Below are 15,587 nucleotides of genomic sequence, written 5' to 3'. Positions count from 1 at the left end.
CGCTATCGAGCCGGCGGAGCCTCCGCGCCTCGGTCAGTCGCCGTGTCCCAATACGGCGGATCGCCGAAATGCGCAGCAAGGAACTCGATGAACGCCAGCGTTTTCGGCGGCACGAACGCGCGGCTCGGATAAACCGCCCAGATGGCGACCTGCTGCGCGAGCGGATAGGTGTCGAGCACGCTGACCAGCTCGCCGCTGCGCAGATACGGTGCGACGTCCCATGTCGATTTGAGCGCGATGCCGAAGCCGGCCAGCAGCGCATCGCGGATCACTTCGCCGTTGTCGGTGACGAGGCGCCCGCTCACCCGCACGTCGAGCGGACCGGCAGGCGTCACGAACGCCCAGTCGCGCTGGTCCGACAGGATCATGCATTCGTGCTGTGTCAGGTCTGACGGATGATGCGGCGTGCCGCGCGCGGCGAGATAGGCGGGCGCCGCGCAGATCACACGGCGGTTCGCCGCGAGGCGCCGCGCCACCAGCGACGAATCCTTCAGCACGCCGACGCGGATCGCCACGTCGATGCCCGCATCGACCAGATCGACGAGTTGATCGGTCAGCCGCAAATCGACGCTCACGCCGGGATAGCGGCGCAGAAACTCGCTGATCACCGGCGACACATGCTGTCGCCCGAACGACGACGGCATCGACACCCGCAAGCGGCCCTGCGGTTCGGCCTGGGCGCGGCCGACCGAGGCCCGCGCGGCGGCGGCAGCATCGAGCAGCGCCTGGGCGCGCGTCATGAACACTTCGCCGTCCTGAGTGAGACTGATGCGGCGCGTGGTCCGGTGCAGCAGGCGCGCGCCGAGCAGCTTTTCCAGCTGCGCGATCCGCGAACTTGCCACCGCCGCCGACAAGCCGAATTCGCGGCCGGAGGCCGAGACGTTGGCGAGCAAGGCGGCCCGCACGAACAGCGCGACGTCGAGCAGATCGAGGCGCTCGCGGTCGCCGGACAAGGATGGCGCTAGCTGGTCAGTAGGATCCATTGTTCTGAAATTCAAAAAGATGTTTCAGTCATTATGATGGTTTTATGAGAATAAGAGCCGCTTTACGATGACGTCAATGCGAACGCGGGCGGCATCGGCGGCCAATACAACCAGACGCCGCCCGCCAGGTTCGCCAGTCGTCCAACCTCATCTGAATGAACAGGAGCTGTGATGAAAGCCGTCGGTCTCTACCGTTATTTGCCGATCGATCAAGCCGAAGCGCTGGTCGACGTCGAGATCAGGAAACCCGAAGCCACCGGCCATGACCTGCTGGTCAAGGTCGAGGCGATCTCGGTCAATCCCGTTGACACCAAAGTGCGCGCCCCGAAAGACACCGTCGAGAAAGAGCCGCGCGTTCTAGGCTGGGACGCAGCCGGTACGGTGGCGGCGGTCGGGCCGGACGTCACGCTGTTCAAGGTCGGCGATCCGGTGTTTTACGCCGGCAGCATCACGCGGCCGGGCGCCAATAGCGAGTTCCATCTGGTGGACGAGCGCATCGCCGGGCGCAAGCCGGCGTCGCTCGATTTCAGCCATGCGGCCGCGTTGCCGTTGACCGCGATCACCGCGTGGGAAGCGCTGTTCGATCGCCTCGGCGTATCGCCGCAAGGCGCGGACGAAGGCCGCACGGTGATGATCATCGGCGGTGCGGGCGGGGTCGGTTCGATCGGCATCCAGTTGGCGAAGCAACTCGCGAAGCTGAAGGTGATCGCGACCGCCTCGCGTCCCGAATCGGCGAAGTGGGCGACGGAACTGGGCGCGGATCACATCGTCGATCACTTCGGCGACATGCCCGCGCAGTTGAAAAAGCTCGGTATCGACCTGGTCGATTATGTGCTGATATTCAACGACACCGACAGGCATTTCCCGGCCGCAGCCGAAGTGGTCAAACCGCAAGGCGGCATTTGCACGATCGTCGAGAACAGCAAGCCGGTTCCCGTCGAACTGTTGACGGCGAAAAGCGCCGCGTTCCATTGGGAGTTCATGTTTACGCGTTCGATGTTCGGCACGCCTGACATGATCGAGCAGCACAAGCTGTTGACCGAAGTGGCGCGTCTGGTCGACGCTGGCACGCTGCGCACGACAGTCGGTCAGGATCTCGGCAAGATCAACGCCGACAATCTGCGCCGCGCGCATCAACTGCTCGAACAGGGGCGCGTGATCGGCAAGCTGGTGCTGACGGGCTTCTAAGCCGCGCAGCCCGATGATTGAGCATGGCCGGCGTCGCAGCAATGCGCCGCCGGCCATGTGTCTTTTGGAGAGCAGCCTATGCGGGGACGCAGCAAGGGACAGCGACGAATCTCACGCGCAGAAAACGCGTCGCCGCAAGCGGGTTAACACCCGATTCGTATGAAGCGCGCGCGTGGCCGCTTGGCGTTAGACTGGCAGGGCATCATGCTAAAACAGTTGCGTGTCTCGTGGTTCGCCCGGCCGGTCGCCATCAGGCGCGAGTCGGGCAGTAGCGCTTAAGCGCGCGCGCAGCGGCACAACAACGAGGTGACAGTATGAGCTTCAGACTTTCCGCCGTTTCGGTTGTTGCTTGTCTCGCCTGCGCTTTGGCGCCCGGCATGCTCGTGCCGGTGGCCCATGCGGCCACGCCGATTACGGTCACGTCGCAAGCCGCCACCGATGGTCCGATCCGCTACACGGTTCGCGTCACATCGAAACAGTTCGGCAATTCACAGGAAACGCGTACGATCCGTTCCGGCGAATCGGATGACTTCACGTGGAAGACCGTGCCGCCGGGTGGGCCGGTTCCCGCGACGGGCACATGTCCGAATTACGCATCGCTGCCGGTCGACGCCAACGGCGCGATGATTCGTCAGACGCAGATCCGCTTTGCGCCCGTGGTCGCCGGCGACGGCACCGCGACCGTGCAACTGAGCTTCCAGGCGCAGACGCCGCACGGCGTCAAGACCGTGACGAGCGGCGGCAAAACGCTCAAGTGTCCGAACGACGTGAGCCTCAGCCAGATCCTGCGCTTTACGATGCCGACCAACGGCAGCACCAGGACGCTGACGCTCACCGACGGCACCCAGGTGGCGGTGACAGCAAAGCGCTGAGTCACTGAGTCACTGAGTCGCCGGATCGCTGAGTCGTGCTTGGGGGGACGGTAGTCAACGCTGCGCTGCCGGCCGCTCGACCAGCCGCGCGGCCAGAAACCGGTGCTCGGCGGAGAAGAGCCGCCGGTAGGTGAGCAGCACCGCGCCCACCGTCCCCAACGCGGACGATGCCGCGATCAGAAACATGATCACGATCTGATAGCGCACCGCCTGCAACGGCGACTGACCCGCCAGCACCTGGCCGGTCATCATGCCCGGCAAACTCACCACGCCGACCACCGCCATCTGATTCAGCGTCGGCATCATGCCCGCGCGTACAGCTTGGCGCGCCGGCGCCTGCGCCGCTTCCCAACGCGTCGCGCCCAGCGCGAGCGCCATATCGACGCGGTCGCGCCGCGCGGTCAGCTCCTCGGTCATCCGTTCGATGCCGAGCGACACGCCGGTCAGCGTATTGCCGAGGATCATGCCGAGGATCGGAATCGCATACTGCGGCTCGTACCACGGATGAATGCGGATCACGACGAAGAGTCCCACCGCCGCCACCAGCCACGAACTGACCCAGATCGACAGCACGCTGTCCGCACGTTGTCCGGCATAGGTGCGATTGCCGCGCTGCGCGCCCGCGAAGCCGGCGATCAGTGTCATCACGATCATCAGCGGCAGCACCACGAACCAGCGGTCATAGCGGAACACCCAGCCGAGCACATAGCCGATCGCGAGCAACTGCAAGACGGTGCGTGCTGCCGCCCATGCCAGCTTGCGTTCGAGATCCAGCTTGAGCGCCACCGATACCACGCCGTTCACGACGATCAGCAACGCGGCAATCGCGACGTCCCAGAGACTCAGATTCTGCAATGTCATTGGTCGAGTTCCGGTTGAGCCTGGGTCACGGCCGATTCGTCGAGCACGCCGGCGCGCATCGTCAGATGCCGCTCGCTCATGCGCACGGCTTGCGCCGGGTCGTGCGACACCCACACCGAGGCGTGCCGGCCCGGCTCGGCATCGAACCACGCGTGCACCAGGCCCTCGATCGCACGCGACGACTCCGGGTCGAGCGAGGCCGTCGGTTCGTCGAGCAGCAGGACGTCGGGCGCGAGTTGCAGGACGCGGATCAGCGCGGTGATCTGCGCCTCGCCACCCGAGAGTTCGCTCGCGCGCTTGTCGAGGAAATCGCCGCCGCGCCCGGCCTGGGCGGCGAGGCTCGTCGCGCGCGCCCGGTCGAAGCGGACATCGCGATAGGTTCGCAGCTCGAACGGATAGCGCAGATTGTCTTCGACGCTGCCGTCGAGCAGCGCGGGCCGCTGCCGGATATATGCGACGTTGCGCCGGTAACGCGGAATGGCGGCGCGCGCGACCGGCGCGCCGCGCCACATGATGCGTCCCGCATCGAGCGGATCGAGCAGGGCGAGCGTGCGCAGAAACACGCTCTTGCCGGACCCCGACGGACCGGTGACCGCGACCCGGTCGCCCGCCTGCAAGGCGAAATGGGTCGGTTGCAGGAGCGTTTGCCCGCGTAGCGCGTCGCGCCGGGCGATGCCGTCGGCGAGGACCAGGGGAATATCGTTCATGAGTGAAATCGTTGTGGGGTTTGGCATTTTTGAGGCACTGCCGTGACGCTGCCGTGGCCTTCCCGTTGCACGCTACGTGCATCCGAGCCGTGTGGCATGATAAAACGACAACTATCAGGCACGATACGTGCTGTCAGTTGCATAACCAAGAAGAAACCGCGGGGCCCTCAATGGCAGTGTCGAACACAATCGGAAGACGGATCGGGAAAATCATCGCATGGCTGATGGGGATCATCGTCGTTCTGATTGCTGCGCTGGCGGTTTTTATTCTGACTTTTGACTGGAACCGGGCTCGGCCGTGGGTCAACGACAAAGTCACGCAGGCGATCGGCCGGCCGTTCGCGATCACCGGCGATCTGAAGGTTGGATGGCGGCATCCGGTGGGCGAGACCGGTTGGCGGGGCTGGGTGCCCTGGCCGCGTTTCTCCGCGGCCAATATCACGGTGGGCAATCCAGACTGGAGCAGACAGCCGCACTTCGCGACGCTCGACGAGATCGACTTCGAGGTCAAGGTCTTGCCGCTGCTTGCGCACGACATCGTGATTCCCGCGATCAACCTCGTGAATCCTTCGGTCGACCTTGAGCGCCTGCTCGACGGGCGTAATAACTGGACCTTCAAATTGCCCGCTTCGACCGGGCCTTCGGAATGGAAGCTCGATCTGCACGACATCGCGTTTGCGAAGGGTAGCGTCGTGCTGTCGGACCAGCAGAAGAAAATCGAGATGCAGACCGTCATCGATACGCTCGGCCAGCCGATTCCGATCGGCGAGGCGATGAAGCAGCAGGAAGCGGCATCGCGCAGCGCGTCGGCGGAAGCGGTCGGCAAGGCGGGCGCGAGCAAGCTTGCCGCGCAGGTTAACGCGGCCGCGGCTTCCGGCGCTTCGTCGGCGGATGGCAATGCTTCGCGGGCGAAGGCGGGCACGGGCGGCTCGGGAGCCTCGGAAGCGCTGGTTGCCGGCGGTTCGAAGGGCGCAGGTGAGGGGGGAAACAAGGGCGCGAGCGGCACAGCGGCTGCATTAGCGTCGCCCACCAGCGGGACGGCAGGCACGGCAGGCGGCCACGGACCGGCGACTCCGCTGTATGCGATCGGCTGGACCATCAAGGGCACCTACAACAAGACGCCGCTGTCGGGCAGCGGCAAGGTCGGCGGCGTGCTGGCGCTGCAGGATGCGAACCGGCCATTTCCGGTGCAAGCCGATGTGAAGACCGGCGATCTGCGTGTCGGCCTGGTGGGTACGATCACCGATCCGGCGCATCTCGCTGCGGTCGATCTGCGTCTCTGGCTGCAAGGCGACAGCATGGCGCGGCTCTATTCGCTGACTGGGGTGACCTTGCCGGAAACGCCGCCGTACGCGACCGAGGGGCGTCTCGTCGGTCAGTTCAAGGCCGGCGGCAACGTCTTCAAGTATGAGAATTTTACCGGCCGGGTAGGCGGAAGCGATCTGAATGGTTCGCTGACCTATACGGCGCGCGAGCCACGTCCGCTGTTGCAGGGGGAACTGGTGTCGCATCTGTTGCAATTCGCCGATCTGGCGCCGGTGATCGGCGCGGACTCGAACGCGAGCAAGGCCCGGCGCGGTGACGCGACACGCCAGCCGGGCGGCAAGGCATTGCCGGTCGAAGAATTTCGCACCGACCGCTGGAAGGCAATCGACGCCGACGTGAAATTCACGGGCCGCCGCATCGTCAAGAACGTGAATCTGCCGATCACCGATCTGTACACGCACGTCGTCCTGGCCGACGGCGTGCTGTCGCTGGAGCCGTTGAAGTTCGGCGTGGCCGGCGGTTCGCTCGCATCCGACATCCATCTGGACGGCAGCACGGTGCCGCTCAAGGGGCGCTTCTCTACGTCGGCGCGGCATCTGAAGCTCAAGCAACTGTTCCCGAACTTCAAGACGATGCAAAACGCGCTTGGAGAAATCAACGGCGATGCCGCGTTGACCGCGACCGGCAATTCGCCGGCGGCGTTGGCTGCGACTTCGAACGGCGAGGTGAAGGCGCTGGTCACCGACGGCACGGTGAGCCGCCTGTTGATGGAGGCGGCCGGGCTGAACGTGGCAAACGTCGTGTATGAAAAACTGTTCGGCAATCGCGACGTGAAGATCAACTGCGCCGCGGCCGATTTTGTCGCGACCAACGGCGTGCTGAATTCACGCGTCTTCGCGCTCGATACAGACGATGCGGTGATCAACATCGACGGCGACGTGAATTTGCGCGATGAATCGATGGACCTTGGCGTGCATCCGCATACCAAGGGTTTCCGGGTGTTTTCGCTGCGCTCGCCGTTGTATGTGAAGGGGACCTTCAAGGATCCCCATGTCGGGGTCAATGCTGCCGCGTTGGCATTGCGAGGCGGCGCCGTTGTCGGGCTTGGATTGATGAATCCGTTTGCCGCGTTGATTCCGTTGCTTGCGCCCAGCAATAGTAAGCCGTTGGCTTGTAATCGGTTGCTGTCGCAGGTGCGTCAGGCGCCGACCGCGCCGCCTCCGGGGCAGAAGCAGAAGCCCAAGGCGGCGATTTCACTGGACGGTTTGCCGGGCGCCAAATCGGGTTCTGCGCCTGCTGCGGCTGGAAAGAAACCCGCTGGTTTGGCGCCGGGTAATTCGGGCAATGCGCCGGGTAATGCGGTTGATGCGGCTAAATATAAGGGGAGTTGAGGTTTTCTGTTCGACAGAAACAAAACGCATCCGAGGGGCAAAAACCTTACCTTAAAGACCGCGGAGCGGCATCCCCGGCGGCGTCCTGCCGCCGAACCCCGCGGCGCGCGCCACCGACCCGGGTAGCGCCAAATTCCGTCAGGATCTTACCTCTCGCCCGGCTGGCAAAGACCAGAAATCCAAAGCCATCCGCCTCATACCAATACCCGCCATTTTCCAGCCCATCGAGCGGCTGCTCCAGCGCATTGGTAATCGACTCGATGCAACGCCGCCGCAATTCGGCAGGCGCCGGATAAGGAGGCTGCGCGCCGCGCACGCTGCACAAGAGCACATCGAGACCAGGCAGCACGTGCGCATAAAGCACCGGTTCGTCCTGCGCGCGAGCGCGCGCAATTTTGGTGTCGAGCTGAGCGAATGGTTTGAAATGCCGCAGCACCGCGAGGAACGACTCATCGCCGTCCACCTTCGCGCGTCTACGCTTTTTCGGGAAGGACATAAAAATTCGCCTGAAAAAGAATTGCAAGAAACGCAGCGTCCTCATGCGACAACTCCCGGCTTCGCGCGCCGCACGTCGATCTTTTATAGCATACGACAAGGCCGGATTCACGGTGATTCGACGACTACGCCGTCACACCGCCTCCCGCACGAATCATGCCGAACCGCCTCGCCGCGCGCTTTCCCTTCCCAGCACATCTGTCTCCATCATAGACGCACGCGCCCTCGAAAAAACATGTGTGATCAATAAAAAAGTCATTTTTATGTGGGCGCGCGCATCTTGCCTCTACGTTGAAATATCTCACATTCGCGTCGATAATGGCCCGTCCGGCTGCATCGCGCCGTGCTCGCCGGTCCAGTACTGCGCGGCCAGCCAGCAGGCCAGGCGGCAAGCCGTCCGCGCGTACCGCCGCGGCCTGAGTGACCCCTTGGGCGAACATGAAACTTTTTACCAAGGGTCTGCTGCTGATTGCAGTGCCGAGCGTGGTCGAGCTGGCGCTTCTGGGCGTCGTCTTCGATACCCAGGAGCAAACGGCGCAGGCCGCGCAGTGGGTCGCCAACAGCAAGCAGATCCTCTATCAGTCGTCTGCCATCGTCGATCCGCTGCTGCGTCAGGCCGCGCGGGTACGCACGGGCATGGTCGTCGGCGACCCGTCGTTTATTGACCGGCATACAGTGTGGGTCGAGCTCGGCGACCGGCTTGCGCACCTCGAGACGCTGGTCGGCGATACGCCGCAGCAAGTCCAGCGGGTGCACCAGATGCAAAAGGCGATCGAAACGTATCGCGCGCAGACCGCCGCGATCTCGCAGGCCCTGCATGCGGGGCGCAGCCTGAACGCGTTTATTGCACGGGAAAACGGCGCGCTGCCCCAGCAGATCGCGCTGTTTCGCGACGAGCTTGCCGCGTTCGTCAACGAAGCGGCGCGGCTCGACGCAGAGCGCGACGCGTCCCTTGCGCGGCGGGGCGAGCGCCAGCAATACGCGCTGATCGCCGCCGTGATCGGCTCGATGCTGATCTGGGCGGCCACTGCTGTGGTGTTCGCGCGCAACATCGGCCGGCGGCTGGAAGTGCTGACCGATAATGCCGAGCGGCTGGGCAACGGGCGGCCGCTTGCGGCGCCGCTCTCCGGCAACGACGAAATCGCCGCACTCGATGCGGTGCTTCATCAGACGGGCGCACGTCTGCGTGAAGCGGAAGGCGAGCAGACCCTGCTGAAAGCGCGGCTCGAAGCGCGCGCGCAGGAACTCGGGGGCGTCAACGAGGAGCTGCGCCAGGAGACGCAAGACAACGAAATGTTCATCTATAGCGTCTCGCACGATCTGCGCTCCCCGTTGGTGAATCTGCAAGGCTTTTCAAAAGAGTTACAGGTGTCGTGCGACGAACTGCACAGCACCGTCGAGGCGGCCGGCTTGCCGCACGCCGAGCACCGGCGCATGGTACATATCCTCGACGGCGACGTGCGGGAGTCCTTGCAATATCTGCGTACCGCGGTGACGCGGGCCGCGGCGATCATCGACGCGCTGTTGCGCATTTCGCGCGCCGGCCGGCTCGAATATCAGTGGCAGCGCGTGAGCGTCGGCCGGGTGGTGGGGCGGGTGGTCGATGCGCTGCAAGGCGCGATCAGCCAGCGCGCGGCGGTCGTCACCGTGCGCGAATTGCCGCCCGCGTGGGGCGACCCGGGCGCGATCGAGCAGATTTTCAGCAACCTGATCGGTAACGCGCTCAACTATCTCGACCCGGTGCGTCAAGGGCGCATCGAGATCGGTGCGCTGGAGCCGGAACCCGTGGACGAACTGGAGCCGCGCGCGCTGCGCACCCGCACCTATTACGTGCGCGATAACGGACTTGGAATTCCGGCGGCCTATATGTCGAAGGTGTTCCGTGCGTTTCAGCGTCTGCACGGCGACGTCGCGAGCGGCGAGGGCATCGGGCTCGCGGTGGTGCGGCGGATGGCGGAGCGGCACGGCGGCAGGGTTTGGGTGGAATCGGCGGAAGGCGCGGGGTCGACCTTTTTCGTCGTGCTGCCGGAACAGCCGGCGCGCCATTGAATTGAGACCCGCAGTGGGACTATCCAGAAGCAGTATGCATAACCAGATCGTCGGTACGGAGGGCATATGAGTCACGGGGAGACGGTCAGCATCGTGCTGATCGAAGATGACGACGGCCATGCAACGCTCGTCGAGCGCAACTTGCGCCGCGCCGGCATTTCGAACGGTTTCGTGCGTTTTCGCGACGGTCAGCAAGCGCTCGATTATTTTTTCGGCCCGGCGCCGGCCGACGCCGCTGCCAGTCCTTATCCGCCGCGCGAAGATCTGACGAATTTCGTCGTGTTGCTGGATCTGAAGATGCCGCGCGTAGATGGTTTCGAAGTGTTGCGGCGCCTGAAAGATTCGCCGCAGACGGCCGCCGTGCCGGTCATCGTCCTGACCACGACCGACGATCCACGCGAAATCGCGCGCTGCTATGAGCTCGGCTGCAATGTCTACATCACCAAGCCGGTCGAATACGATGCGTTCATCGAAGCGGTGCGCCGTCTCGGCTTTTTCCTGCAAGTGGTCAAGCTGCCGCCCGGTCATCGGCTGGCGGCGCCGTGAGGGGCGCCTCATGGAAGGCGCCCGAAAGCAGCCATGACAATATAGCTACATCAGACCTAGCCAAAGAAGATTCCGCATGACCGAAGAAGTATCCACGCAGCCCGCCGCGTATGTACTGGTAGTCGATGACGACGAAGGCATCCTGCGGCTTGCGCGCAAGTCGCTCGAGCGCGCCCGCTGCCGGGTGGCGATCTGCGCAGGTGTCGAGTCGGCCCGCGAGCGGCTCGCCGCCGGCTCTCCCGACCTGCTGGTGCTCGACTACCAGTTGAGCGGGCCGGAGACCGGCCTCGATTTCTTTCGCCGCTTGCGCGCTGAAGGGGTGCGGATTCCCGCCATTCTCGTGACCGGTTTCACCGACGAATCCCGCGTGATCGAGGCATTGCGCGCGGGCGTGTCCGACGTGGTGCCCAAGTCCGGCGATTACCTCGATTACCTGCCTGAAGCCGTCGAGCGGGTGCTGTCGCAGGTGCGCTTGCAGAAAGCCTCGGACGAAGCCTTGTTGCTGCGCGATCGCGAACAGCATTACCGGACCTTGTCGGAGGCATTGCCGCACCTTGTGCTGACCAGCAACGCGGAGGGCGATTGCGATTTTCTCTCGAAGCAATGGTTCGACTACACGGGGCTCGCCGAAAGCAGTTCGTACGGCCTCGCGTGGCTCGACGCCGTGCATGCCGACGATCGTGAGGAAATCCGCAGCACCTGGCTCAAGGCGGTGAAGAGCGGCGCCGGCGACTATCGGCACGAACTGCGGATTCGCCGCCACGACGGCGAATTTCGCTGGTTCGATGCCCGCGTGGTCGCCATGCGGGATGCCGACGGCAACGTCACCAAATGGTTCGGCAGTTGCACGGACATCCATCCGCAGCGTGAGGCGATTGAGGAGCGTGAACGGCTGCTCGCGTCGGAACAGGCCGCCCGCCAGACTGCCGAAGAAGCCAACCGCGCGAAAGACCGCTTTCTGGCGATGCTGTCGCATGAATTGCGCACGCCGCTCACGCCGGTGCTGGCCGGCGCCAGCGTGCTCGAGATGATCCCCGGTCTGCCCGACCAGGCGCGCGCGAGCGTGCGCATGATCCGTCGCAATGTCGAACTCGAAGCGCGGCTGATCGACGATCTGCTCGACCTCACGCGGGTGGCGAACGGCAAGCTGCGTCTGTCGCTGGAAACCGTCGACGTGCACGATGTGCTCGACAGCGTGCTCGAACTGTTTCGCAGCGAGATTCAGGTCAAGCAGCAGGACGTGCACGTGCACAAGAACGCCCAGCACCACTACGTGCTGGCCGACCGCGCACGGCTGCAACAAATGCTGTGGAACCTGATTCGCAACGCCGCCAAGTTTACGCCGGACGGCGGCCATATCTACGTGCGTACGCGCGACGAACGCATGCACGTGCAGATCTCGGTTGAAGACACGGGGATCGGCATCGAGCCGGAACAGATCGGCAAGCTGTTCAACGCATTCGAGCAAGGCAACCAGAACATGACGCGGCAGTTCGGCGGGCTCGGCCTCGGTCTCGCGATCACCAAGGCGCTGACCGACGTGCATGGCGGCACGGTGGTTGCGCAAAGCCCGGGCGCGCATTGCGGCGCGACCTTCACGATCACGCTGCCGACCGCCGCGAAACCTGCCGAGGCACCCCTCGCCAGTGCGCCCGCTGAAGTGCATTCGGCCGGCCTTCTGACCATTCTGCTGATCGAAGATCACCTGGATACCGCCGAGGTGATGGCACAGCTGATTCGCAGCCTCGGACACGACGTGACGGTGGTCGGACGCGTGGACGACGCGCTGGCCGCCACCCAGGCGCGCACCTTCGACCTGGTGGTCAGCGACGTAGGCTTGCCCGACGGCACCGGTCTCGATTTCATCAAGGCGTTCCGCGAACATTCGGACGTCCCCGCGATCGCGTTGACAGGCTTCGGCACCGACGAAGACGTGCGCCGTTGTCTGAGCGCCGGTTTCACTTCGCATTTGACCAAGCCGGTCAATTTCGGCCAGCTTGAAACGATGATCGAAAGCGCGGTGAGCCGGAAGGCCGAGGAAGACACCTGGCGCGCCGGATGATTCACGAGTGTGCTGAGGGTAGGTTGAGCGCACGATAAAAAAGGCCTGCTGCGAGTCGATCGCAGCAGGCCTTTTTACTGGACCCGGCTGACGGCGCCTCGCGACGCCGGGTCGAATGCCGGGGCGAATGTTTAACGCGACGAGTTCTTAAGAGAGTCGCGGATTTCGCGCAGCAGCAGCACGTCTTCCGGCGGCGCCGGCGGCTCGGCCGGTGCGGCCTCGGCCGGCTTGCGCAGATTGTTGATGAACTTGACCATCAGAAAGATGATGAACGCAAGAATCAGAAAGTTGATCAGGACGGTGATGAACGAGCCATAACCGAACACGGCGACGCCCGCCGTCTGCAAGTCTTTATACGACTCCGGACTGCCTTTGAAGCTGGCCGGAATATCACCCAGACGGATGAACTTATTGGAGAAATCGAGACCGCCGGTGGCGACCCCGACAACGGGCATGATCAGGTCTTTAACAATCGAATTGACGATGGTGGAAAATGCGCCGCCGATAATCACCCCGACGGCTAGATCCATCACGTTGCCCTTGAGGGCAAATTCCTTGAATTCCTTGACCATGCTCATAGAGGTTCCCCCTTGAAAATTGATCCCCGAATGATACCAATCTCATGAGGATAGGCCAGTCTTTTGGTCAGGAACGGCGTGCCGGATTGTTAATTTGGGTTAATTGGAAATTAAGCCGGAAACTCCGGCGTTAGCGCGCGAGCCCGTTCGATGTGCGCCGCAAAACTGACCGGGTCGGTGTTAGTGCCGCATAGCAGAACACCCACACGCTTGCCTTGCAGCTTTTCGCGCAGCGGTCCGAGCAGCGCTGCGGTTGCCGCGGCGCAGGCCGGTTCGACGGCGAGCTTCAGTTGTCCGAACAAGGTCAGCATGGCCGAACGCAGTTGGTCGTCGGATACGGTGACGAGCTGGTCGATGTGACGGCGGCAGAGTTCGTAGCTGTATTCCTCGGTGTGCGGCGCCATCAGCGAATCGGCGATGCTGTGCATGTGGCCCATCTTGACCGTGTGATTGGCGGCGAAGCTCTTGCCCATCGCATCCGAGCCTTCGGGTTCGACGCCGTACACATGCACACGTGGATTCGCGAGCCTCATTGCCGTGGCAACGCCGGCGGCGAGGCCGCCGCCGCCGATCGGCACGATCACCGCTTCGAGGTCGGGCGTTTGCGTGACCCATTCGTAGCCGAGCGTGGCCGACCCCAACACCGTGCGATAGCCGTTGAACGGATGCACGAAGTAGCGGCCTTCCTCCGCCTCGATACGGCGCACCAGTTCGAAGGCTTCGGCGAGATTTTCCGCGAACACGATCTCGGCACGGTACTGCCGGCACAACGCGACACGCGCTGGATTGGCCGTGCGGAACAACACCACCTTCGCACTGACGCCAAGCCGCTGCGCCGCATAGGCGACCGCCACCGCATGATTGCCGCCCGACACGCAGGTGACGCCCGCGCTGCGTTGCGCTTCGTCGAGCGCGAGCAGGTTGGTGAACGCGCCGCGCGCCTTGAAGCTGCCGCCCGCTTGCAGCAGCTCGAACTTGAAGTTCACCACCGTGCCTTCCAGCGACGGAAAGTCGAGCCGGTCGAACACCGGCGTTCGCGCGACCCACGGCGTCAGCGCGAAATGCTGTGTGGCGATGTCGTCGAGAGTCGGGATCGGCTCGCCGTCGATCGTGTGGTCGGTGTGCTGCGGCGTGGCGGTTGACATGGCGTGGGCGTGGTTTTTGTCGGTATGCGTGGGACTCTTTTCGAGCCGCTCAGTTTCAGTGCGCGTGTGCGTCCCCCAAGGGGACTTCCTCCGGGGCGCCAACAGACATACTGTGAATGAATTTCTGCAAGAAACGCTCGCAGGCGACGAGCTGGTCGAGCGCGACGAATTCGTTCGCTTTGTGCGCCTGCTGGATGTCGCCAGGTCCGCATACGATGCTCGGAATTCCCGCCAGCGAGAACAGCCCGGCTTCCGTGCCGTACGCTACCTTGCGTTTGTCCTGGTCGGCGGTCAGTGCCCGCACGAGTTGCGTGATGGCCGCTTGTTCAGACGAATCGAGCCCGGGCGCCGCGGCGATCCTGGTGATCTCGATAGCAGCCGATGGATGCTCGCGCAACATTTTCGGCAGCAGCGTTTCGCGCGCGTATTGATCGATGCGCGCGAAGATCGGTGCGGGATCGAGCGTGGGCAGATTGCGGAATTCGAACTGGAAGCTGCATTCGGCCGGCACCGTGTTGATCGCGTTGCCGCCGATGATCGTGCTGGTCTGCGCGGTGGTGAAGGGCACGTCGTACAGCTCGTCGAACGGACCTTGCTCGCGGAACTGCTCGGCCATGTCGCGGATGTAGCAGATCAGGCGCGCGGCGTATTCGATGGCGTTCAAGCCCTTGGGCGTCAGCGACGAATGCGCCGCCTGGCCGCGCACGCAGCATCGATACGCGTTGATGCCTTTGTGCGCGACGATCGGGCGCATGCTGGTCGGCTCGCCGACGATGCAGCCGTCCGGCTTCACGCCGCGCTTCATCAGGTCTGCAATCAGCAGTGGTGCGCCCGCGCAGCCCACTTCTTCATCGAACGAAAGCGCGAGGTGAATCGGCTTGGCGAGTTTGGCGCGCTGCATGTCGGGCACCAGTGCAAGCGCCGCGCCGATGAAGCCTTTCATGTCGCAGGTGCCGCGCCCGTATAGTTTGTCGCCGCGGATTTCCGGCTTGAACGGATCGCTGTCCCATTGCTGACCGTCGACCGGCACGACGTCCGTATGGCCCGACAGCACCACGCCGCCGTTGGTCTCGCCGTCGTGTGCGGGAATCGTCGCGAACAGGTTGGCCCATTTGCCGCTTTCGTCGTGAGTGAGCGTGGCTTCGATACCGGCGGCGCGCAGTTCGTCGCGCACGGTTTCGATCAGGCCGAGATTCGGATTGCGGCTTACCGTGTCCATCGACACGAGACGGGTGACCCAGGGAAGCGAAACAGGCGAGGCGGTGTTCGATGCGGAGGCGGGCGTTGACGAAGACTGCGCTGATTCAGCGACGTGAGACATGACGGGACTCCAGCATTTGAGTCTTCCGATCATACCCAAAAAATAGGCAGCCGTATGCTGCGGCGGCTGCGGCGCGCGTTTTGCGCACCGCAGCATGAACGAAAAAACGGCTGGACGCAGCGC

At 63.8% G+C, this 15,587-nt stretch carries 13 protein-coding genes; 6 read left to right on the top strand and 7 right to left on the bottom strand.

The genetic code is table 11. The features are described from left to right. Positions 1-2: 2 nt before the first annotated feature. Positions 3-983 (bottom strand): LysR family transcriptional regulator, encoded by a 981-nt coding sequence (locus AC07WT_RS10390; protein WP_494947030.1) that lies wholly within the window; start codon positions 981-983, stop codon positions 3-5. A 171-nt stretch (positions 984-1,154) separates the two neighbouring features. Here AC07WT_RS10390 and AC07WT_RS10385 point away from each other — a divergent pair, with 171 nt between their 5' ends. Beyond that, positions 1,155-2,171 carry a zinc-binding alcohol dehydrogenase family protein gene (locus tag AC07WT_RS10385; protein WP_494947029.1) on the top strand — a complete coding sequence of 339 codons (1,017 nt, stop codon included), beginning with the start codon at positions 1,155-1,157 and terminating at the stop codon, positions 2,169-2,171. A gap of 314 nt (positions 2,172-2,485) precedes the next feature. Further along, the gene (locus AC07WT_RS10380; RefSeq protein WP_494947028.1) at positions 2,486-3,043 is read left to right on the top strand and encodes a DUF6013 family protein; all 558 of its coding nucleotides are present in this window, start codon (positions 2,486-2,488) and stop codon (positions 3,041-3,043) included. Positions 3,044-3,097: 54 nt separating this feature from the next. Here AC07WT_RS10380 and AC07WT_RS10375 read toward each other — a convergent pair whose 3' ends face one another. Both AC07WT_RS10375 and AC07WT_RS10370 read right to left on the bottom strand, forming a co-directional pair. Continuing rightward, positions 3,098-3,904 carry an ABC transporter permease gene (locus tag AC07WT_RS10375; protein WP_492595571.1) on the bottom strand — a complete coding sequence of 269 codons (807 nt, stop codon included), beginning with the start codon at positions 3,902-3,904 and terminating at the stop codon, positions 3,098-3,100. Next, on the bottom strand, positions 3,901-4,611 hold the full coding sequence (locus tag AC07WT_RS10370; RefSeq protein WP_494947027.1) for an ABC transporter ATP-binding protein: 711 nt from the start codon (positions 4,609-4,611) through the stop codon (positions 3,901-3,903). Before AC07WT_RS10370 ends, AC07WT_RS10375 begins: the two co-directional genes overlap by 4 nt. Positions 4,612-4,781: 170 nt before the next feature. Between AC07WT_RS10370 and AC07WT_RS10365 the strand changes: the two genes are divergently transcribed. Beyond that, entirely contained in the window at positions 4,782-7,268 is a 2,487-nt protein-coding gene (locus tag AC07WT_RS10365) for an AsmA family protein (protein WP_494947026.1), read from the top strand. 46 nt (positions 7,269-7,314) lie between these two features. On the opposite strand, the gene AC07WT_RS10360 is transcribed toward AC07WT_RS10365, so the two are convergent. Beyond that, positions 7,315-7,809, bottom strand: a complete 495-nt coding sequence (locus tag AC07WT_RS10360; protein WP_492595568.1) for a hypothetical protein — start codon at positions 7,807-7,809, stop codon at positions 7,315-7,317. A gap of 392 nt (positions 7,810-8,201) precedes the next feature. Here AC07WT_RS10360 and AC07WT_RS10355 point away from each other — a divergent pair, with 392 nt between their 5' ends. The 3 genes from AC07WT_RS10355 to AC07WT_RS10345 all read left to right on the top strand — a co-directional run bounded on the left by AC07WT_RS10355 (position 8,202) and on the right by AC07WT_RS10345 (position 12,420). Further along, the gene (locus AC07WT_RS10355) at positions 8,202-9,812 is read left to right on the top strand and encodes a sensor histidine kinase (RefSeq protein WP_492595567.1); all 1,611 of its coding nucleotides are present in this window, start codon (positions 8,202-8,204) and stop codon (positions 9,810-9,812) included. Between the two features lie 66 nt (positions 9,813-9,878). After that, entirely contained in the window at positions 9,879-10,358 is a 480-nt protein-coding gene (locus tag AC07WT_RS10350; protein WP_325047697.1) for a response regulator, read from the top strand. Between the two features lie 76 nt (positions 10,359-10,434). Continuing rightward, positions 10,435-12,420 carry a hybrid sensor histidine kinase/response regulator gene (locus tag AC07WT_RS10345; protein WP_494947025.1) on the top strand — a complete coding sequence of 662 codons (1,986 nt, stop codon included), beginning with the start codon at positions 10,435-10,437 and terminating at the stop codon, positions 12,418-12,420. Positions 12,421-12,551: 131 nt separating this feature from the next. On the opposite strand, the gene mscL is transcribed toward AC07WT_RS10345, so the two are convergent. The 3 genes from mscL to argE form a co-directional block, all read right to left on the bottom strand. Next, positions 12,552-12,998, bottom strand: coding sequence for a large conductance mechanosensitive channel protein MscL (mscL, locus tag AC07WT_RS10340; protein ID WP_492595565.1), 447 nt, complete (start codon positions 12,996-12,998; stop codon positions 12,552-12,554). Positions 12,999-13,108: 110 nt separating this feature from the next. Further along, positions 13,109-14,143 carry a threonine/serine dehydratase family protein gene (locus AC07WT_RS10335; protein ID WP_494947024.1) on the bottom strand — a complete coding sequence of 345 codons (1,035 nt, stop codon included), beginning with the start codon at positions 14,141-14,143 and terminating at the stop codon, positions 13,109-13,111. A 55-nt stretch (positions 14,144-14,198) separates the two neighbouring features. Next, positions 14,199-15,464, bottom strand: a complete 1,266-nt coding sequence (gene argE / locus AC07WT_RS10330; protein ID WP_494947023.1) for an acetylornithine deacetylase — start codon at positions 15,462-15,464, stop codon at positions 14,199-14,201. Positions 15,465-15,587: the final 123 nt, after the last annotated feature.

The organism is Paraburkholderia sp. GW821-FHT02A12 (assembly GCF_059422005.1).
Note: the sequence above shows the minus strand (reverse complement) of the source record. Positions and strands in the feature narration are given on the sequence as shown.

Bases quoted from the DNA above. Each gene is read 5' to 3' on its own strand.
- AC07WT_RS10390 (WP_494947030.1), bottom strand. From the start codon at position 983: ATGGATCCTACTGACCAGCTAGCGCCATCCTTGTCCGGCGACCGCGAG.
- AC07WT_RS10385 (WP_494947029.1), top strand. From the start codon at position 1,155: ATGAAAGCCGTCGGTCTCTACCGTTATTTGCCGATCGATCAAGCCGAA.
- AC07WT_RS10380 (WP_494947028.1), top strand. From the start codon at position 2,486: ATGAGCTTCAGACTTTCCGCCGTTTCGGTTGTTGCTTGTCTCGCCTGC.
- AC07WT_RS10375 (WP_492595571.1), bottom strand. From the start codon at position 3,904: ATGACATTGCAGAATCTGAGTCTCTGGGACGTCGCGATTGCCGCGTTG.
- AC07WT_RS10370 (WP_494947027.1), bottom strand. From the start codon at position 4,611: ATGAACGATATTCCCCTGGTCCTCGCCGACGGCATCGCCCGGCGCGAC.
- AC07WT_RS10365 (WP_494947026.1), top strand. From the start codon at position 4,782: ATGGCAGTGTCGAACACAATCGGAAGACGGATCGGGAAAATCATCGCA.
- AC07WT_RS10360 (WP_492595568.1), bottom strand. From the start codon at position 7,809: ATGAGGACGCTGCGTTTCTTGCAATTCTTTTTCAGGCGAATTTTTATG.
- AC07WT_RS10355 (WP_492595567.1), top strand. From the start codon at position 8,202: ATGAAACTTTTTACCAAGGGTCTGCTGCTGATTGCAGTGCCGAGCGTG.
- AC07WT_RS10350 (WP_325047697.1), top strand. From the start codon at position 9,879: ATGAGTCACGGGGAGACGGTCAGCATCGTGCTGATCGAAGATGACGAC.
- AC07WT_RS10345 (WP_494947025.1), top strand. From the start codon at position 10,435: ATGACCGAAGAAGTATCCACGCAGCCCGCCGCGTATGTACTGGTAGTC.
- mscL (WP_492595565.1), bottom strand. From the start codon at position 12,998: ATGAGCATGGTCAAGGAATTCAAGGAATTTGCCCTCAAGGGCAACGTG.
- AC07WT_RS10335 (WP_494947024.1), bottom strand. From the start codon at position 14,143: ATGTCAACCGCCACGCCGCAGCACACCGACCACACGATCGACGGCGAG.
- argE (WP_494947023.1), bottom strand. From the start codon at position 15,464: ATGTCTCACGTCGCTGAATCAGCGCAGTCTTCGTCAACGCCCGCCTCC.